This window comes from Methylobacterium sp. Leaf104 (assembly GCF_001422885.1).
GTDB lineage: Bacteria > Pseudomonadota > Alphaproteobacteria > Rhizobiales > Beijerinckiaceae > Methylobacterium.
Genome location: NZ_LMMZ01000023.1, coordinates 363,777 through 383,392, shown reverse-complemented (window position 1 = coordinate 383,392; position 19,616 = coordinate 363,777). Strand labels below are relative to the sequence as shown.

Genomic DNA, 19,616 nt, shown 5'->3' with positions numbered 1-19,616 from the left:
CCGACATGCGCTCCAAGGACCAGAAGCAACTCGCCAGGAAACGCTGCAACGAGCGGCTCACCCGGCATTTCGGGATGCCGTTCGCCTTCGTGTTCGGGATGTCGGGCATCATCAACATCCTCGCCCTGACGGGCTCCTTCTACATGCTTCAGGTCTACGACCGGGCGCTCCCGAGCGGCAGCCTGCCGACCCTGGTCGGGCTCTCCACGCTCGCCATCGGCCTCTACCTGGCGCAAGGCATGTTCGACGTGCTGAGGCTTCAGATCCTGGTCCGGATCGGCGCCCAGCTCGACCGCCGGGTCGCGCCCCTCGCGCAGCGCGTCTCCATCGACATGCCGCGCTTCGGCTTCTCGTCGGCCGAGGCCATGGAACGAAGCCGGGACGTCGACACCGTGCGCGGGTTCCTCGGCAGCCCGGGTCTCGTGGCGCTGTTCGACCTGCCCTGGACTCCGGTCTTCCTCGTCTTCGTCTATCTGCTGCATCCCTATCTCGGCGCCCTGACCGTGGCCGGCGCGGTCCTGCTGACGCTCCTCACCGTCGTGACGGAGTTGCTGACCCGGCGTTGGACCGGGGCGACGCAGCAGGCCGTGGTGGCCCGCAACGCCATCGCCGACTCGAACGCCCGGAACGCCGACGTCCTCAAGGCGATGGGCTTCGCCGAGCGCGCCGTGAACCGCTACCGCATCGCGAACAACGAGCACCTCGAACTCCAGACCCGGACCACGGACATCACCGGCACCTTCGCGGCCGTCTCCCGCGTCCTGCGCATGATCCTGCAATCGGCCGTCCTCGGCCTCGGCGCCTACCTCGTGATCGGCGGCGAGCTCTCGGCCGGGTCGATCATCGCGGCGTCCATCACGTCGGCGCGCGCCCTGGCGCCCATCGACCAGACGGTCGGCAACTGGAAGGCCATCTCGGTGGCCAGGACGGCCTTCGACCGCCTGCGTGAGACCCTGGTGGCCCTGGCGAGTGCCGAGAAGCCGATGCCGCTTCCCCCGCCGCAGGCCTCGCTCCGGGTCGGCTCGGTCACCGTCGCGGCACCGGGCTCGGGGCGCGTGCTGCTGTCGGACATCAGCTTCGAGCTGAAGGCGGGCCAGGCGCTCGGGGTCATCGGCCCGAGCGGCGGCGGCAAGACCACGCTCAGCCGGGCGCTGACGGGCATATGGCCGGTGCTGCGCGGCGGCGTCCGCCTCGACGGCGCCGATCTCCCGCAATGGGACGAGGACAGCCTGGGGCGCATCGTCGGCTACCTGCCTCAGGAAGTCTGCCTCATGGACGCGACGGTGGAGGAGAACATCTCCCGCCTCGCGGAGACCGCGGACCCGGCCCTGGTGGTGGCGGCCGCCCGGGCCGCCGGGGTCCACGAGATGATCCTGCGGATGCCGGACGGCTACCGCACCGAGCTCGGTCCGTTCGGCACGTCCCTGTCGGGTGGGCAGCGCCAGCGCATCGCGCTGGCCCGCGCACTCTACGGCAACCCGTTCCTCCTCGTTCTCGACGAACCGAACTCCAACCTCGACGGCGAGGGCGAGGCGGCGCTCGCGAACGCCATCCTGGGCGTACGCGCCCGCGGAGGCATCGCGGTCGTCATCGCGCATCGCCCCAGCGTGCTGGCGGCCGTCGACACCATCGCGGTGATCCAGGACGGGAAGCTCACCGCCTTCGGGCCGAAGGACGCCATCCTGGGCAAGGCCGCGCGCGAGGTGGCCCAGGGAACCGAGCCCGCCAATGTCGCAAGGGAGCGCTCCTCGATGGAGCGGGTGACGGCATGATGATCGAGACGAAGGGCACCAAGACGGAGACCGGCGCGGATTGCGCGGAGAAGTATGCCTCCCAGGGGGCGGGACCCAGGCCCGGCACGCCCTACTACCTCGCCCTGGCGGTCGCCGCCCTGGCCGCCTACCTGAAATCGCTCTTCCACCAGCCCGTGCATGCCGAGGCGGTGGCCGAGGCGGCGGAGCCGCCGCACGCCGCCGGCCCCCGTCTGGTCGTTCTGCCCGCCTCCGAGCAGGCCTCGGACGAGGGGCCGTCCGAACCCCGGCCGACAGGATCGGCGGGGATCGCGCCGCTGCTGGAAAATCCGGCATCGGAATACGACTCGGCGCATCCCCACGCCCAGGCGCTGCACTTCGCCAGGCACGACCCCCAGCCGAACCTCAACGACTTCAAGGCCTCGCCGGTCATCCCGCGGCCCACCAACGACAACGGGGGACGGCCTTCGGGCGGGGGCGTTCACCGTGGGAGCGGCGGGGGTCGGGACGACGAGCCATCGGGCGAAGCCGAGTCCGAGATCCATCCGCATCCCGAGGAAGGCGCGATCCCGAACGGCTCCGGTCCGGACACGCCGAAGCCGTCCGGCCCGGAGCACCCGGCCGACGCCCAGGGCGATCGCGGCGCCCTCCCCCGCGACGGGGGTGACGGCGGCGGTGCGGGTCCGACCGACAAGGCGCCGGCGGGCGACGGGACCGGCGATCCGGGAAGCCGGCGCAATCGTGCGCCCGTCGCCACCGGACCCGTTCATCTGGCGGACACCACGGCCTGCGCCCTCCTGGCCATCGCGATGAACGACCTCCTGCAGAACGTCCAGGATCCCGATGGCGATCCGCTGACGGTCCGCAACGTCACCGTCTCGTCGGGATCGCTGGCCCGGGACGGCGACGGCTGGGTCTTCGACGGCGACGGACCCGGTCCGGTCACCGTCACCTACGAGGTGACGGACGGCGAGTTCGCCATCGCCCAGACGGCCAGCTTCAACGTCGTTGGCCGCAGCGCGATCGCCGGTTCGGACGGCGACGACATCATCCTCGGGACCCCTTGCGCGGACGACATCGAGGGCGGCGCCGGCAGCGACGTCATCGATGCCCGTGCCGGGGCGGACCTGATCGACGGAGGGGACGGCGACGACCACATCGTCGCCGGCGCGGGCGACGACACCGTCCTGGGTGGGGCGGGCGACGACGTGATCTTCGCCGGCGCCGGTGCGGACGTCGTATCGGGCGGTGCCGGGAACGACCGCATCTTCGGCGAAGCCGGGAACGACATCCTGTTCGGGGATGCCGGGGACGACCTGGTCGACGGCGGAGAGGGCAACGACGTCCTGGTGGGCGGGAGCGGGGCCGATCTCCTGTTCGGCGATACGGGGGACGACCGTCTCGAGGGCGGCGACGGGAACGACCAAGCCTTCGGCGACCTCGGACGCGACATCGTATCGGGGGGCGACGGAGACGACCGCCTGGAGGGCGGCGGAGGGGACGACGTCCTGGCGGACGGTGGCGGTCGGGACGTCGCGCTGGGGCAGGACGGGGACGATGTCCTCGTGGCCGCCCGGGATGGGGAGGAGGACGTCCTCGACGGAGGGGATGGCGCCGACACCCTGGACCTCACGGCCACCACCATGGGGGTCTCGGTCGACCTCGCGTCGGGTGTGTCGTCGGGAACCGAGACCGGCCACGACCGCCTCGTATCGATCGAGACGGTGCTGGGGGGCTCCGGCGACGACGTCCTGCTCGGGAGCGCCGCGGGAGAGGCGCTCTCGGGTGGAGCCGGACAGGACCGTGTGGCCGGGGGTGGCGGCGACGACCGCCTCGATGGCGGCCTGGGGGCGGACATCCTCTCGGACGGGGCCGGCTCGGACGTCGTGTTCGGCGGCGCCGGCGACGACGCCGTCGCGGTGGCGCTGGACGGAGAGGCCGACCGCTTCGATGGGGGCGACGGACGGGACACCCTCGACCTCTCGGCGACCCGCGAGGGCGTCACGGTCGACCTGGCTGCCGGCGCGTCGAGCGGCGCGGAGACGGGCCAGGATCTGGTCTCCGCCCTGGAGGCCGTCATCGGGGGGGCGGGTGGCGATGTCCTCTCGGGCGGCGAAGGGAACGACGGCCTTTCGGGAGGGGGCGGCGACGACCGCCTCGCCGGCCGGTCGGGCGACGACGTCCTCGAGGGCGGCGCGGGAGCGGATACGGTCCTCGACGGAGCCGGATGCGACATCGTCCGCGCGGGCGCGGGAAACGACCGGGTCGTCCTGGCCCTCGACGGCGACGACGACCGGGTCGATGGCGGGGAAGGGTTCGACACCCTCGACGTCGGCGCCGCGACCGGAAACCTGCTCGTCGACCTCGTCCACCATGTGGTGTCGGGGACGGAGCTCGGTGCGGACCGGGTGGAATCGATGGAGGCCATCGTGTCCGGCTCCGGCCACGACCGCTTCGTCATCGGGGACGAGGACGTCGTCCTGACGGGCGGCGGCGGGAACGACGGATACGCCTTCGCCGTGGCGGGAAAGCCGGAGGCGACCCGGGCCGTCCAGATCACCGACTTCTCCGTCGGGGATTACGTCGACCTGCTGAAATGGACGCTCTTCGAGGAAGGCCCGACCACGATCGGTCACTCGCTCGCGGAGGCGATGGAGCGCAGCGACGGGATCATGTCGGGCATTCAGTACAAGTCCGCCATCCTTGACGCGGGCGACGTGACGGTCATCTCGGCCGATCTCGACCACGACGACCGGTTCGAGACGACCATCGTCCTCGACGGGCGTCACACGCTGCTCTTCGTCGAGACGCCGGAGCACGCCGCCGGCATCGCCGCCACCTCGCCGACCACCTGACCGCGTTCCCGGGAGGACCAGATCATGCGCACGCAACCCGTCGGCCGTCCCCGCCCGCGATCCGTCATCGACCTCGACCAGCAGGGAGAGGCGTCCTTCTCGGTCATGCCCCGCATCCTGGTCGGGTTCTCCCTCGGGATGGGTCTCGTGATCGGTGTGGGGGGATGGGCGGCGACGACCGACCTCAACGGCGCCGTCATGGCCCCGGGTTCCGTCACCGTCGAGCAGCATGCCAAGACGGTCCAGCATCGGGACGGGGGCGTCGTCGGCGCCATCCTGGTCCGAGACGGGCAGGCGGTGGTCGCGGATCAGGTGCTCATCCGCATCGACGATGCCCAGACGCGGGCCGAACTGGCCATCGTGAAGGGGCAGCTCGTCGAGCTATCCGCCAAGAAGGCCCGGCTCCTCGCGGAGCGCGACGGGTTGCGCGCGGTGTCCATCCCGCCCGCCCTCGCGGGTGCGGAACCGGAGACGGTGTCCATCGTGGACGGCGAGCTGCGGATGTTCAGGGGCAACCTCGCCAGCCGCGACAGCCAGCGCCAGCAGCTCGAGCTCCAGATCGGCCAGGTCACCGAGGAGATCGCCGGCCTGGTCAAGCAGAAGGACGCCAAGCGCGAGGAGCTGATCATCCTGACGAGCGAGCACGGCAAGCTCCAGGACCTGGTCGACAAGCGTCTCTTCGAGGCCTCGAAGGTCCTGCCCATCAACCGCGACCGCCATCGGCTGACCGGCGAGCAGGGCTCGCTCGAAGCCTCGATCGCGCGGGCGAAGGTCCGGTCGAGCGAGATCCGGGTCCAGCTCCTGGCAATCTCCGATACGGCCCGGACCGAGGCCCAGCGCGAGCTCGGGACCGTCGACGCCAGACTCTCCGAACTGACCAACCGGCGCGTGGCCCTGGAGGACAGGCTGACCCGGACCGAGATCCGCTCGCCGGCCAGCGGCGTCCTGCATGAGTTGAAGACCTACACGGTCGGAGGCGTCATCACCCCGGCGGACGTGCTGGCCACCGTGGTTCCGGAGGATGCCCGGCTGAAGGTCGAGATCCACATCGCTCCGTCGAGCATCGACCAGGTCGGGGTCGGACGACCGGCCAAGCTCAGGTTCTCCGCCTTCAATCAGCGCACGACGCCGGAACTGAAGGGCCGGCTCGTCTACGTCTCGCCCTCGACGACGAAGGGGGCCAGGGACGACGCATACTACGTAGGCTACGTCGAGCTCGACGAGGGAGAACTCGACCGCCTCGGGCAAGGTAAGCGCCTGGTTCCGGGCATGCCCGTGGAGGTTCATGTCGCCACGGAGGAGCGTTCGGCCCTGTCTTATCTAGTCAAGCCGATCCAGGACCAATTCACCCGGACTTTCCGCGAGCGATAGATCCCTTCGGAGGATGTAACCGACGATTGCGCGGCGCACATGCTTTCAACACGACATATACTGGGTGATTGCGTGTTTACTGTACAGTCATGTAGATTTTGTCGAAAGGTGGTGCTATCGATTTGAAAAGCTAAGTGCAAAGGGGGCTTCGTGTTATGGCGAATCAAGCGACCAGCGATTCTGAATTTGGTGAGGCGCCGATCTCGATCGACCGCGAGGGCTATCTCGCCCTGGTCGTCAAGGCGTTGAGCGCGACCCTCGAAGACACCGTCGGAACGCGCGAGGCGAGCGGCTTCATCAACCTCGTCGGCCTTGCGGTCTCCGAGGAGATCCAGAAGCAGTACCTCGCGGCGGCGGGCACGCCACGGCTGAACCGCAAGGTGCTTCCGGGCGCCCTCGTCGACCTGAAGCGACGGCTGGGCGGCGAGTTCTACGTCATCGAGGACTCCGACGACCGCATCGTCCTCGGCAATCACCGCTGTCCCTTCGGAGACCTCGCCAGGGCGTGCCCGGCGCTCTGCAAGATGACCTCGCACGTGTTCGGCCACATGGTTGCGGAGAGCCAGGGCTATGGACGGGTTACCCTCGCAGACACCCTCGCCCGCGGCGCCGACGGCTGCCGGATCGTCATCGACCTCGATGCCGACGCTCCTGGCGAGGGAGGGCAGGCCTATTACGGACGGGGCGACGCCTAGGTCCGACTTCCACGCGCTCTTCGAGTTCGTCCCCGGCCCCATCCTGATCGTGCGCCGTGGGGGGCCGCTGCAGGCCCTCAACTCGGCCGCCCGCGAGTCCCTTCCCGCGCTCCGGGTCGGCGAGATCCCGGTGGCGCATGGCCCGAGGCGGGACGCCTTCCTCCGCTACCTCGATTGCTGCGCCACGACGGGCGCCCTCGTGCCGGGTGCCGTGTTCCTGGAGGGCGTCGACGGCGTCCCGGAGCGCCACACCTGCCTCGGAGCCCGCGCACGCCTCCGGGAACTGGGCGAAGGCGTTTCGGTCCTGCTCCATCTCGACGGAGCGGCCTTCGACCGGCGTTTCAAGGTCCTGTCCGGCAAGCTTCACGACGCCCGGCGCATCATGCAGGAGCGCAGGCGCCGCGCGCGGCAGATGCAGGTCCTCCTGGAGGAGCGGGGACGCCTGCTCGGCCGTCTGGAGGAGGATGCGGCGGCGCGCGAGGCGGCCGAACGCGAGCGCGACAAGGTGCTGAACCGGTTGTACCGCGCGGGACAGGACGAGCGGCGCCGGCTTGCCCGGGATCTCCACGACCATGCGGGACAGCATCTCGTCGCCCTCAATTTCGGGCTGCGGCGCCTCACTTCGCAGCTGGCGGATCCCAAGGCCAAGTCCGAGATCGACCAACTTCTGCGGCAGGCCCAGGACATCGGGCAGGCCCTCCGGCGCGTCACCCTGGAACTGCGGCCGGCGGCGCTGGACGAGTTCGGTGTCGTCACGGCCCTGCGTCATCTCGTGGGTGAATGGGGCCGGACCACCGCTGTCGCGACCGAGTTCCAGATGGTCGGACCCGAAGCGGCGTTGTCGACCGAGGTCGCCATCACGCTCTATCGCCTGACCCAGGAGGCCCTCACGAACGTCGCCAAGCACGCGGGCGCGCCGAGCAGCGTCTCGGTCGTGCTGCTGTTCGGCCCCACCCATCTCACGCTCACGGTCGACGACAACGGCATCGGCTTCGAGGCGGACGATGCCTCGTCCCTCGCCCTCGTCGCCCAGGGCAAGCTCGGGTTGGTCGGGATGCGGGAACGCATGGCCCTGGTCGGCGGCAGTCTGGAGCTGGAATCCTCGCCGGGGCGCGGAACCACCGTCATGGCGCGGATTTGGCTGGCGGAGGAGGCATCCGAGGATGTCTGAGCGGACCCTCATCCGGGCCGTCCTGGCGGACGACCATCCGGTGTTCCGTCACGGCGTGGCCGATCTGCTCGCCCAGACGGGCGAGGTCGTCATCGTCGCCTCCGTGGACAACGGGACGGCGGCGGTCCAGGCCACCCTGGACCTGGCGCCCGACATCGCCATCCTCGACCTCCCCATGCCCGAGCTGAACGGGGTCGCGGTGATCCGCAGGCTCGGCGAGCGGCAAAGCCCGGCGCGCACGATCATCCTGAGCGTCTACGAGAGCCGGGTCTACATCGATCAGGCGTTCGAGGCCGGAGCGGGGGGGTACGTCCTGAAACGCTCGGCCTTCCTCAACATCGCGCAGGCGGTGCGGGCGGTCTGCGCCGGTGGGACCTATATCGACCCCTGCCTGCCGGCCCGCTCCGCGGGGCCTCATCGCCTCGTGGCCGGTCCCGTCCATGACGAGGACAGGGCTTCCCTGACGGACCGGGAGCGGGACATCCTTCGCTACGTGGCGTTCGGTTTCACCAGCAAGGAGGTCGCGGATCGCCTCGGAGCCACCGCCAAGGCCGTCGAAACCCAGAAGGCCAGGGCCTGCTGCAGGCTGGGCATCACCAGCAGAGCCCAGATCGTCCAGTTCGCGATCCTGCAGGGGTGGCTGCAGGGTGACATTCCGGTTCGGTGAGGCCGGGCTCGCGACCGGCGACCTCGGCGAAATGGCCGAGGCTGTCACCGCGCCTTCGCGGAGGGGCCGTTCCCAGGGCGATGTCGGTGTTTCCCGAGGATGTTCCGTTTCCGCAGCCCCGTGGAGCACTCCGCTCATCACCAGCGGCGACGGCTCGGGAGCCCTGGATCGGCGCAGGGCGTGCGGCCGACGCATCCGCTTTCGGGCGGCGCGCGCCGCCCCCTGCCCCGTCGACGCCCGTGCCCGTCACTCAGAATCGTTCGGCGCGGCAGGCCGGGATCTCGGCCCTGGCCATCCTCAGGCGCACTGCCGTGGAGATCCTCGGACCTCCACGACGGCGCGGCGCCGGGTCGGGTTCGCGATCGGCCGCTCAGGCCGCCTCGGCCATCGGAGCGGGGCTCGGAGCATCCATCGCACGCAGGTAGACGTCGAGCAGCGTCTCGTGCTCGTCCCGCGCATCCTGGTCCAGCTTGCGCAGCTTCAAGATCTCCTTGAGGATCTTCACGTCCAAGCCCTCGCCCTTGGCTTCGAGGAAGATCTCCTTCTTGGCTTCCATGAGGTCCTTGATCTCTTCCTCGACCTTCTCGACGCGCTCGATGATCGAGCGGATACGGTCGCCGGCAACCCCAACGGTATCGATGGTGTCGGACATGCTCTCTCCCTGGGCTGTTCCGACCCGCAACCTCGTGGCTTTGGGTAAGCGAGAGGTTAAAGCGCGCCGCGGGATCTGCGCGAATTCCTCCGCGACGCGGGAGCCGTCGCGCGGGCCGCCCGTGTCGCCGTCGTCGGTCCGTGTCGAGCTCGGTCGCGGCGCGCATGAAAAAAGCCCCGCCAGGAACTGGCAGGGCTCTTGGACTTAGAGCTTCAATGGGGCGCCGAGGCTGGCTCAGGCGGCGACCGCGGCCCTGCCGGCCGATGCGTTCTGGTTTCCGACCTTGACGGCGCCGGCCTTGGCGGACGCGCCCAGGCTCGTGGCGACGAGCTCGCCGGCAGAAGCGGCGGCACCGGCCTTGGGGCCGAGGCGATCGGCCATGAAGGCCACCAGCGCGACGTTGGCAGTGCCGGCAGCGAGAACGGCGAGAAGCAGGGTGATCATGGTGCGGGGCCCAGGTGGTCGTTTGCGGTGCAGCATCTATGACACCGACCTCGCGGCTTTGGTATGCCAGATGCCAAATACCAGTTATTCGCTGGACGCATGCACAGGCCCGAAGGCAGGCCCAGCCCCTACTTTCAAGTAGTATAGTTCGACGCTCTCGGCCCGCGACGCGCTATTTTGCATGGACAGGGGGTCGGCGATCTGCTTAATCCGGTTCGGAAACGCGCCCGAGAAACAGCCGAGTTCGTGCGTATCGCGTGGATATCGGTCCTCGCTCGCGAAAGGATTGGAGTTTCTGCATGTCTGCCGTCAGAAATCTCGAAGCTTCTGAGCAGTGGATCACGCCGCCCGAGCCTGCGCTCGATCGCTACAGACTGCATGCTTGCGGCCGTGCTGCCAACGACAACCCAGGTTCCTTTTTCAAGGCGTTGCGGATCTTGCCGATTTCAGCCTGCCTGGCGCTGAGCTGTGCTCTCACGCTCGTGGTGGCCCTCGTTCGCTAGGACTGCGCGGATTGCCCGCTTTTCCATGGGCCTTGATGTGAGGCGGCGATAGATCCGCGAGACGAAATCAATCGTCGCCACCGCCGGACACGCTGAAACGAACGCTTCCGGCTCGAACCCCGCTCGCGCCAGGCCATCAAGCCGCCCCACCCGTCCGGAGCGCCGGCGAGACTGGGCGCAGCGTTGCGGCACACTCGTCGGCCGCAGGCCCCGTCCGTTCCGGGATTCGTCCGCGACGTCGCGCAGAGCCATGCCGCAGGCAGGGCCACGCTCCAGGGAACTCGCCATTCGTTCTGTCGCGGATGCTAACGTGCCTTGAAAACTGCCGGAGCTGGTCGAATTCGGCACGGGAGGTGTGAGCGTGAATCGACCGCAGGAGGGCCGACCGAGACGTGTTCTCGTTCTCGGCGGGACCGGCACGATCGGTCGTGCGACCGTGCGGGCGTTGGTGGCCCGCGGTCACGCGGTCTCATGCCTCGTGAGACGCAGCGCCGAGCGCGCCGATCCTTCGGGACAAGCGGACCTTGCCCGGCTGCTCTCCGGTGCCGCCGTGCGGTACGCGGACGTCACCGATCCCGCGTCGCTCGACCGTGACGGGTTCCGCGGTGAGTCCTTCGACGTCCTGGTCTCGTGCCTCGCGTCGCGCACGGGATTGCCGGACGATGCGTGGGCGATCGATTATCGGGCGCAGATGAGCGCGTTGCAGATGAGCCGGGCTGCGGGCGTGACGCACGTCGTCCTTCTCTCGGCGATCTGCGTTCAGAGGCCGGTCCTCGCCTTCCAGCACGCCAAACTGGCTTTCGAGCGGGCGCTGATCGCATCCGATCTCGACTACACGATCGTGCGGCCCACGGCCTTCTTCAAGTCGCTCTCCGGGCAGCTCGACCGCGTGCGACGCGGAAAGCCGTTCCTGGTGTTCGGTGACGGAATGCTGACGGCGTGCAAGCCGATCAGCGACGACGACCTGGGCACCTATCTCGCCGCGTGCCTCGATCGGGAAGACCGGCGCAATCGCGTCCTCCCGATCGGGGGACCGGGCGAGGCGATCACGCCGAAGGCACAGGGCGAGCGGCTGTTCGCCCTGCTCGGGCGCGAGCCGCGATTCAGGCATGTCCCGGTCAGGCTGCTGGACGTGATCATAGCGGGTCTGAGTGCGTTCGGGCGCCTGGTGCCGTCCCTCGCCGCGAAAGCGGAGCTCGCCCGCATCGGGCGCTACTACGCGACGGAATCCATGCTCGTCCTGGATCCGGCGACGGGTCGGTACGATGCGAGCGCCACCCCTTCGACGGGTTCGCAGACACTGTTCGACTATTATGCGCGCCTCGTCCGAGGCGAAGCCGTGGTCGAGCGCGGCGATCATTCCGTCTTCTGAGGCCGGCGCGCTTCGCTCTCGACGGATCGGGCCTCCGGATCCTACGACCGGAGCGAGTGGTCGGGTGACCGCTCCCGGATTCCACGAAACCTGAATACTGCGTCCTGGTCGGGCCGGTGCCGGTGCCTCGATGCCGGCCGGCCTCTCACAGGCGGACTGGAGACAGCCGATAGGTGTTCGACCGATGGCGGCGGGCGGTTCGCCGCAAGCCGGAAATCTCCGGTTTCCGCCTCACGACGCCGCCAGCAGGGCTGCTGCAGCATCCCGGCGGAACCCGGCGCCGGGATGGGTCGCCTTGAGGAGCGGCCCGCTGCCCGGGAACAGCTTCTCGCGCAGCGTACCCTCCGCGTAGCGGGTCTTGAAGGCGCCGCGCGATTGAAGCTCCGGCACCACGAGGTCGACGAAGGCCGCCAGGGTCTCGGGCGCCACCGCGCGGGTCAGGTTGAAGCCGTCGGCGTCGGTGGCCTCGGCCCAGGCGACGAGTTCGTCGGCGACCTCCGAGGGCGACCCGACGATGAAGGGTGCGCGCGCCCCGCGCGGGCCGAACTCGGCGAAGTCCGCCCGGGTGAAGGGCGGTTCCCCGGCCTGCGTCAGGTTCTCCACCAGGGACTGCATGGCGTTGGTCCTGACGTAGGCCAGGGCCTCGTCGGGCCCCAGGGCCGACAGGTCGATGCCGGTCCAGCCCGAGACCAGGGCGAGCTGGCCCTCGACATCGATGTAGCGCGCATACTCGTCGCGCAGGTTCAGGGCCTCGGCGCGGGTCGGCGCCACGATGACGGTGGCACCGAGGAAGACGCGGATGTCGTAGGGGTCGCGCCCGGCGGCGCGGGCCGCCTCGCGCAGGTCGCGCACGGCCTTGGCGGCCAGCGCCTTCGTCTGGCCGTTGAGGAACACGGCCTCGGCGTGGCGCCCCGCGAAACGCTTGCCCCGGCGGGAGGTGCCCGCTTGGTAGAGCACCGGCGTGCGCTGGGGCGAGGGCTCGGCGAGATGGCGGCCGTCGACGCGGTAGTACGGCCCGTCGTGGCGGATGCGGTGGACCCGTGCCGGATCGGTGAAGACGCCGCCAGTCCGGTCGCGCCGCACGGCGCCCGCCTCCCAGCTGCCCTCCCAGAGCTTGTAGGCGGCCTCGAGGAAGTCGTCCCCCGCCTCGTAGCGGGTGTCGTGCGCCCGGGCCGAGTCCTGGCCCATGCCGCGGGCGCCGCTCTCGAGATAGCCGGTGACGATGTTCCAGCCGACCCGGCCGCCGGTGAGGTGGTCGAGGGTCGTGATCCGGCGGGCGAAGGGATAGGGGTGCTCGTAGGTCAGGTTGGCGGTGACGCCGAAGCCGAGGTGGCGGGTCGCCTGCGCCATGGCGGGCACCACCAGGAACGGGTCGAGGTTGGGCGCCTGCGCCGCCCGCGCCAGGGCCGCGTCGGCGGTGCCGCCATAGACGTCGTACTGCCCGAGCACGTCTGCGAGGAAGACCCCGTCGAAGAGGCCGCGCTCCGCGGTGTGCGCGAGGTCCACCCAATGGTCGAGGCTGTTATAGGCGCTGCCCGTGTCGCGCGGATGCCGCCACAGGCCGGCCCAGGTGTGGCCCGGCGAGGCCATCTGGAAGGCGTTCAGCCGGAGTTCTCGGCGCGTCGTCATCGAAGGATCCGTCCGGAGGGGGCGTGGCCGCGCCGGATCTGGCCCGGGCAGGCGGGAGCCACGGGCAGGCGGGAGGCTGCGAGGTTCAGGGTATTGGTCCCGGCCATCCGGTCAACAAGAACCTTCTTTTTCCGAGCGCATCCTCCAGAGCATGATCGTCCTTCCAAAGATGATCTTGGAGATCTGTGTTCCAAATGCATGCGATTGCACGTCATTCCTGCGACGAAGACTTGAGTTTCTGACGATAATCCCGGATCTCAACGGCTGCTGCCCGTATTGTCCAGCCGGCTCGGGCGGGGTGCGGACGCAGCTCAGGACGGGATTGCAGGATCATGTCGCAAACGGATGCGGGCTGGGGGGCCGGCCCGAGCGCCCGCTACGAGGATCTCGCCGCGCGCTTTCGCCCGGCCTTCGCCGAGATCCGCGCCACCGCCGTGGCGCGGGACGGCGAACGCCGGCTGCCGCATGCCGAGATCGGCTGGCTCAAGGAAGCGGGCTTCACAACCCTGCGCCTGGCCGAGGCGGCGGGCGGGCACGGGGCGAGCCTGCCCGAACTGTTCAACCTGCTGATCGAGCTGTCGCAGGCCGATTCCAACGTCACCAACGCGCTCCGCGCGCATTTCGGCTTCACCGAGGACGTGCTGTGCTCGACCTCGCCCGTCTGGCGGGCGCGCTGGACCGAGCGGATCGCCGCCGGCCAGACCATCGGCAGCGGCGTCTCCGAGACCGGGGAGGCCAGGGTCGGCCAGTTCGACACCGTCCTGCGCCGGCGCGGCGCCGAGCGGGTCGTCGACGGCCGGAAATTCTACACCACCGGCTCGCTGTTCGCCGACTGGATCCACCTCTCGGCCCAGGACGAGGACGGCGCGCCCGTGGTCGCGGCGGTCTCCACCCAGGCCCCGGGCGTGGAGATCGTCGACGACTGGGACGGGTTCGGGCAGGCGCTGACCGCGAGCGGCACCGCGCATTTCACCGGGGTCGTGGTCGAGCCCGACTGGATCAAGCCGGACCCGGCGCGCTTCCCCTACGCCATGGCGTTCTTCCAGCTCGTCCACCTCGCGACGCTGGCGGGCATCGGCCGGGCGGCGGCCGAGGACGTCGCCCGGCTGGTGGCCGAGCGCCGGCGCGTCTACAGCCACGGCAATGCCGGACGCAGCGGCGACGATCCCCAGATCCAGGCCGTGGTCGGTCGCGTCCGGGGCAACGCCTACGCGGCCGGCGCCATCGTGCTGAAGGCGGCCGAGGCGCTGCAGCGGGTGTTCGAGGCCCGCCGCGACGGGGCCGAGACGACGGGACCGGCGGCGCTCGCGGATGTCGAGGTGAACCAGGCGGTCACCGTGGTGACGAACCTCGTGCTGGAGGCCACCACCGGCCTGTTCGACGCGCTGGGCGCCTCGGCGGTGAAGGAGGGGCTGGGGCTCGACCGCTACTGGCGCAACGCCCGCACCATCGCCTCGCACAATCCGCGGATCTACCGCGACCGCATCGTCGGGGCCTTCGCGGTCAACGGGACCGCGCCGCCGCGCGAGTACCGCGTCGGCGCGGCCTGAGGGAGACCCGCGATGCCGGCCCGCTCCGACCGCATGCGCCTCGGCGCCTTCCTGTATCCCGGCGGGCACCACGTCGCGGCGTGGCGCCACCCGTCCGCCGAGGCCGATGCCGGCGTCAACGCCGCGCATTACCGGCGGATCGCCAGAACCGCGGAGGCGGCGAAGTTCGACCTGATCTTCCTCGCCGACGGCGTCGCGGTCCGGGGCGAGGACATCGACGCCCTGAGCCGCACGGCGATCCGCTACGTCGGCCAGTTCGAGCCCCTGACCCTGCTCTCCCACCTCTCGGCGGTCACCGAGCGGATCGGCCTCGTGGCCACCGCCTCCACCACCTACAACGAGCCGTTCCACGTCGCCCGCAAGTTCGCCTCCCTCGACCACCTCAGCGAGGGCCGGGCCGGCTGGAACCTCGTCACCTCCGCCGATCCGCGCGAGGCCTGGAACTTCAGCCGGGAGAGCCACCTCGCCCATGCCCATCGCTACGCCCGGGCGGAGGAGTTCGTCGACGTGGTCCGCGGCCTCTGGGATTCCTACGCGGACGACGCCTTCGTGCGCGACCGGGAGTCCGGCCGGTTCTTCGACCCGGACCGGCTGCACCTCCTCGCCCACGAGGGCGCGCACTTCTCGGTGCGCGGGCCCCTCAACGTGCCGCGCCCGCCCCAGGGCCACCCGGTCGTGGTGCAGGCGGGGTCATCGGAAGCCGGCAAGGCGCTGGCCGCCCGCACCGCCGAGATCATCTTCACGGCCCAGACGACCCTGGCGGACGCGACCGCCTTCTACGCCGACGTGAAGGGCCGCATGGCCGGCTTCGGGCGCGACCCGGATCATCTCAAGATCATGCCCGGCGCCTTCCCGGTCGTCGGACGCACGGAGGGCGAGGCCCAGGACCGCTACGGGGAATTGCAGGAGCTGATCCACCCCGTGGTCGGCCGCTCGCTCCTCGAACAGCTGGCCGGCGCCGACCTGTCGGCCTATCCGGACGACGCCCTGGTGCCCGACCTGCCCGAGACCGAGGGCGGCAAGAGCCGGCAGGCCCTGATGCTGACGCTCGCCCGGCGCGACGGGCTGACCATCCGCGAGCTCTCCCTGCGCATCGCCGGCGCGCGCGGGCACTGGACCCTGGTCGGCACGCCGGAGCGGATCGCCGACGCGCTGCAGGAGCGCTTCGAGGCCCACGGGGCGGACGGCTTCAACATCATGCCGCCGACCCTGCCCGGCGGCCTCGACGACTTCGCCGCCCTGGTGATCCCCGAGCTCCAGCGCCGCGGCCTGTTCCGCACGGACTACGAGGGCCGCACCCTTCGCGAGAACCTCGGATTGCCGCGCCCGCCCCATCGCCACCCCGCCGCCGCGATCCGGGTGCCGACCGCCCCGTGACCCGTCCCTCCTCTCCGCCCCAGGACCCCGAGCCCATGACGATCCGCCCGCGGCACCGCGTTACCTCCCCCACCCGCCGTATTCTCCTCGCCCTCGCCTGCGCGGTCCTCCTGCCGCTGGGCGCGGCCCGGCGGAGCGAGGCCGCCGAGGTGACGGAAGTCCGCCTCGACTGGGCGACCTACAACCCGGTCAGCCTCGTCCTGAAGGACAGGGGCTTCCTCGAAGCCGCCCTGAAGGAGCGGGGCATCGCCGTCCGCTGGACGCAGTCGCTCGGCTCGAACAAGGCGCTGGAATTCCTCAACGGCGGGGCCATCGACTTCGGCTCCTCGGCCGGCGCGGCCGCCCTGCTGGCGCGCATCAACGGCAACCCGGTCAAGGCGATCTACGCCTACTCGCAGCCTGAATGGACCGCCCTGGTGACCACCCGGGACAGCGGCATCCGGACGCCCGCGGACCTCAAGGGCAAGCGGATCGCGGTGACCCGGGGCACCGATCCGCACATCTTCCTCATCCGCGCCCTGCAGGGCGCCGGGCTCACCGAGAAGGACGCCAAGCTCGTCCTGCTCCAGCACGCCGACGGCCGCACCGCCCTGGAGCGCGGCGACGTGGATGCCTGGGCCGGCCTCGACCCGATGATGGCGGCCTCCGAGATCGAGGGCGGCACCCGGCTGTTCTTCCGGGACCCGGCCGCCAACACCTGGGGCGTCCTCGACGTGCGCGAGGATTTCGCCAAGGCCCATCCGGACCTCGTCCGGATCGTCATCGCCGCCTACGAGCAGGCGCGCACCACCGCGATCGCCGACCCGGAGGCCGTGACGCGCGCCCTCGTCGCCGCGACGAAGCTGCCCGAAGCCGTGATCGCCCGCCAGCTCGCCCGCACCGACCTGACCCGGCCCGGGATCGGCCGGGTCCAGGCCGAGAGCATCCGGGCGGCGGGCCTCGCCCTGCAGCAGGCCGGCGTGATCCCGGCGCAGACCGACGTGGCCGCGGCGGTCGACGGGCTGATCGATCCCCGCTTCACCGCCGGGTCCGAGCGGTGAGCGCGGGAGCCGCGTCCCCGCTCCTCGCGTCCGGCGCGGGCGGCGCCGCTCCGGCGACGATGGAGCTGGACCATTCCTGGCGCCGGCATGCCGGGCGCGCGGGCGGCCGCCTCGTCCTCGGCGTGCTGATCCCCCTGGCCCTCGCCCTGGGCTGGGAGCTCGCCATCCGGTCCGGTCTCGCCCAGGGGCGGCTGCTGCCGCCGCCGAGCCGGATCCTCGGCACGCTGCTGGCGCTGGCCCAGTCCGGGGACCTCCGGCTGCATGTCCAGGCGACGCTGCTGCGCGTCGCCCTCGGCTTCGTGGCCGGCGCCGGCGCCGGCATCCTCGTGGGCGCCCTCACCGGCACCCTGCCGGTCGCCCGGCACCTCCTCGATCCCAGCCTGCAGGCCCTGCGGGCGGTGCCCTCCCTCGCCTGGGTGCCGCTCTTCATCCTGTGGCTCGGCATCCTCGAGACGCCGAAGGTGGTGCTGATCGCCGTCGGGGTGTTCTTCCCGGTCTATGTCGGGGTCTCCGGCGCGATCGCCTCGGTGGACCGCAAGCTGGTGGAGGTCGGGCGCATCTTCCGGCTGTCGCGCCTCGCGCTCGCCCGCCGCATCCTGCTGCCGGCGGTGCTGCCCGGCACCCTGGTGGCGCTCCGCACGGGCCTCGGGCTCGGCTTCCTGTTCGTGGTCGCGGCCGAGCTGATGGGCGCCTCGGAGGGGCTCGGCTACCTCCTGGTGGACGGCCAGCAATTCGGGAAGCCCGACCAGATCCTGGCCGCCATCCTGGCCTTCGCCGGGCTGGGCAAGCTCGCCGACGGCCTCCTCGTCCTGGCGACCCGCCCGCTGCTGCGCTGGCAGGACGTCAGCCGCGGCGTCCTCTAGGACCGCCCCATGGACAGTGCCTCGGACACACGGCGATGCTGACGATCCAGGACCTCGCGAAGACCTACGCGGACGGGACGCAGGCGCTCGCCGGCCTGACCCTCTCCCTCGCGCCGGGCGAGATCGTCGCCGTGGTCGGCGGCTCGGGCTGTGGGAAGACCACCCTCCTGCGCCTCGTGGCGGGCCTCGACGCGGCGACGGCGGGTCTGATCCGACTCGACGGCGCGACCATCGCCGGCCCGCATCCCGGCCTCGGCCTCGTCTTCCAGGAGCCGCGCCTGCTGCCCTGGCTGAGCATCGCCGAGAATGTCGGCTTCGGCCTCGCGGACCGGCCGGCGGCCGAGCGCCGAACCCGCGTCGCCCGGGCGCTCGCCCGCGTCGGCCTCGCCGATCATGCGGGGCGTTGGCCGCGCGAGCTCTCCGGCGGCCAGCAGCAACGCGTCGCCATCGCCCGGGCCTTCGTGGCCGACCCCCGGGTCCTCCTGCTGGACGAGCCCTTCTCGGCCCTCGACGCCGTCACGCGCGAGGATCTGCACCGCCACCTGCTGGCGCTGTGGGCCGAGACCCGCCCGACCATCGTCCTCGTCACCCACGACGTCGCCGAGGCCGCTGCCCTGGCGGACCGGGTCGTGGTCATGCGCCCCCATCCCGGCCGCATCCACCGGACGGTCGCGGTCGAAGCGCCGCGCTCGGGGGATGCCGTGGCCCATCTCCGGACCTCGCGGGTCCTGCGGGCGCTGCTGGACGAGTCCCTCGCCCCATCCGCGCGCCGGGCGGCCCTGGCCGTCTGACGGGTATGCCCGGACGCCGTGCGGCGCGTCCGGGCCTCGGCGCCCTACCAGCTCGTGAGCACCGCCCCGCCGAAGGTCGTCTCCACGAAGGCCTTGGTCTCGGGCGTGCGGTAGCTCTCCACCAGGGCCTTGACCCAGGGCTTGTCCTTGTCGGCCTCGCGCACCGCCAGCATGTTCACGTAGGGTCCCTTCGGCGCCTCCTTCAGGAGCGCGTCGGAGGGCTTGAGGCCGGCGGGCGTCGCGTAGTTGGTGTTGACCGCCGCGGCGTCCACGTCCTCGAGGGCGCGGGGCGTCTGGGCCGCATCCACCTCGATGAAGCGCAGCTTGCGCGGATTCTCGACGATGTCGGCCACCGTCGGCTTGAACCCGGTGCCGGCCGCCAGCTTGATCACCCCCTTGTCCTGCAGGAGGAGCAGCGAGCGCCCGCCATTGGTCGGGTCGTTCTGGATCGCGATCGTGCCGCCGTTCGGCACCGCGTCGAAGCTCCCGTGGCGCTTCGAATAGATGCCGAGGGGGAAGTTCACCGTGAGGCCGACGCCGGTGATCCGGTAGCCCCGGTCGGCCTTCTGGTTGTCGAGGAACGGCTGGTTCTGGAACGAGTTCGCCTCGATCTCGCCGGCCGACAGCGCCTCGTTCGGCACGACGTAGTCGGAGAACTCGATGATCTGGAGGTCGAGCCCGCGCGTCGCCGCGATGGGCTTCACCGCCTCCAGGATCTGCGCGTGCGGCCCCGGCGTCGCCCGGATGCGGACCCGCGTCAGGGGCTCGGCCCGCGCGGGTGCGGTCGGGAGCGGCGCGGACACGGCGAGGAGGGCGGCGAGGGTCAGGGCGCGCAGCATGGCGGATCGTCCGGATTGGGGGCGGGAGGGTGATGAAGGGCGAGGG

17 protein-coding genes are annotated in these 19,616 nt (G+C 70.9%); 13 read left to right on the top strand and 4 right to left on the bottom strand.

The features are described from left to right. Positions 1–5: 5 nt before the first annotated feature. From ASF49_RS14305 to ASF49_RS14280, 6 genes are all read left to right on the top strand, one after another. Positions 6–1,772 (top strand): type I secretion system permease/ATPase, encoded by a 1,767-nt coding sequence (locus ASF49_RS14305; protein WP_056473873.1) that lies wholly within the window; start codon positions 6–8, stop codon positions 1,770–1,772. Then, the gene (locus ASF49_RS24735) at positions 1,769–4,606 is read left to right on the top strand and encodes a calcium-binding protein (protein ID WP_056473871.1); all 2,838 of its coding nucleotides are present in this window, start codon (positions 1,769–1,771) and stop codon (positions 4,604–4,606) included. Before ASF49_RS14305 ends, ASF49_RS24735 begins: the two co-directional genes overlap by 4 nt. Before the next feature lie 24 nt (positions 4,607–4,630). Next, positions 4,631–5,977, top strand: a complete 1,347-nt coding sequence (locus ASF49_RS14295; RefSeq protein ID WP_056473869.1) for an HlyD family type I secretion periplasmic adaptor subunit — start codon at positions 4,631–4,633, stop codon at positions 5,975–5,977. Positions 5,978–6,132: 155 nt separating this feature from the next. After that, entirely contained in the window at positions 6,133–6,672 is a 540-nt protein-coding gene (locus tag ASF49_RS14290; protein ID WP_243214432.1) for a methanogen output domain 1-containing protein, read from the top strand. Then, entirely contained in the window at positions 6,617–7,843 is a 1,227-nt protein-coding gene (locus ASF49_RS14285) for a sensor histidine kinase (protein ID WP_243214434.1), read from the top strand. The genes ASF49_RS14290 and ASF49_RS14285 overlap by 56 nt, the downstream gene beginning before the upstream one ends. Beyond that, positions 7,836–8,510 (top strand): response regulator, encoded by a 675-nt coding sequence (locus ASF49_RS14280; protein ID WP_056473863.1) that lies wholly within the window; start codon positions 7,836–7,838, stop codon positions 8,508–8,510. Before ASF49_RS14285 ends, ASF49_RS14280 begins: the two co-directional genes overlap by 8 nt. 370 nt (positions 8,511–8,880) lie before the next feature. Here the strand turns inward: ASF49_RS14280 and ASF49_RS14275 are convergent, their stop codons facing one another. Beyond that, positions 8,881–9,162, bottom strand: coding sequence for a DUF2312 domain-containing protein (locus tag ASF49_RS14275; protein WP_056473862.1), 282 nt, complete (start codon positions 9,160–9,162; stop codon positions 8,881–8,883). 234 nt (positions 9,163–9,396) lie between these two features. Then, a complete protein-coding gene (locus ASF49_RS14270) occupies positions 9,397–9,606 on the bottom strand; it encodes a hypothetical protein (protein ID WP_056473860.1) in 210 nt (69 codons plus the stop codon). Between the two features lie 299 nt (positions 9,607–9,905). On the opposite strand from ASF49_RS14270, the gene ASF49_RS23710 reads away from it, so the two are divergent. Then, complete coding sequence (locus tag ASF49_RS23710) at positions 9,906–10,109, top strand: hypothetical protein (RefSeq protein WP_156653014.1); 204 nt, start codon at positions 9,906–9,908, stop codon at positions 10,107–10,109. Between the two features lie 361 nt (positions 10,110–10,470). Continuing rightward, positions 10,471–11,481: an NAD(P)H-binding protein gene (locus tag ASF49_RS14265; RefSeq protein ID WP_335338465.1), complete on the top strand. Its 1,011-nt coding sequence runs from the start codon at positions 10,471–10,473 to the stop codon at positions 11,479–11,481. Between the two features lie 231 nt (positions 11,482–11,712). On the opposite strand, the gene ASF49_RS14260 is transcribed toward ASF49_RS14265, so the two are convergent. After that, positions 11,713–13,110 carry an LLM class flavin-dependent oxidoreductase gene (locus tag ASF49_RS14260; protein ID WP_056473851.1) on the bottom strand — a complete coding sequence of 466 codons (1,398 nt, stop codon included), beginning with the start codon at positions 13,108–13,110 and terminating at the stop codon, positions 11,713–11,715. 332 nt (positions 13,111–13,442) lie between these two features. Here ASF49_RS14260 and ASF49_RS14255 point away from each other — a divergent pair, with 332 nt between their 5' ends. Genes ASF49_RS14255 through ASF49_RS14235 form a run of 5 tightly spaced genes read left to right on the top strand, consistent with a single transcriptional unit; the run spans position 13,443 to position 18,731 of the window. Continuing rightward, the gene (locus ASF49_RS14255; protein ID WP_056473849.1) at positions 13,443–14,660 is read left to right on the top strand and encodes an acyl-CoA dehydrogenase family protein; all 1,218 of its coding nucleotides are present in this window, start codon (positions 13,443–13,445) and stop codon (positions 14,658–14,660) included. 12 nt (positions 14,661–14,672) lie between these two features. After that, on the top strand, positions 14,673–16,037 hold the full coding sequence (locus tag ASF49_RS14250) for an LLM class flavin-dependent oxidoreductase (RefSeq protein WP_056473848.1): 1,365 nt from the start codon (positions 14,673–14,675) through the stop codon (positions 16,035–16,037). Between the two features lie 35 nt (positions 16,038–16,072). Continuing rightward, positions 16,073–17,077, top strand: coding sequence for an aliphatic sulfonate ABC transporter substrate-binding protein (locus ASF49_RS14245; protein ID WP_082511279.1), 1,005 nt, complete (start codon positions 16,073–16,075; stop codon positions 17,075–17,077). Positions 17,078–17,136: 59 nt separating this feature from the next. Then, on the top strand, positions 17,137–17,940 hold the full coding sequence (locus tag ASF49_RS14240; protein WP_056474423.1) for an ABC transporter permease: 804 nt from the start codon (positions 17,137–17,139) through the stop codon (positions 17,938–17,940). A gap of 35 nt (positions 17,941–17,975) precedes the next feature. Further along, complete coding sequence (locus tag ASF49_RS14235) at positions 17,976–18,731, top strand: ABC transporter ATP-binding protein (protein WP_056473846.1); 756 nt, start codon at positions 17,976–17,978, stop codon at positions 18,729–18,731. A 44-nt stretch (positions 18,732–18,775) separates the two neighbouring features. Here the strand turns inward: ASF49_RS14235 and ASF49_RS14230 are convergent, their stop codons facing one another. Beyond that, a complete protein-coding gene (locus ASF49_RS14230) occupies positions 18,776–19,570 on the bottom strand; it encodes a MetQ/NlpA family ABC transporter substrate-binding protein (RefSeq protein ID WP_056473842.1) in 795 nt (264 codons plus the stop codon). Between the last annotated feature and the right edge of the window lie 46 nt (positions 19,571–19,616).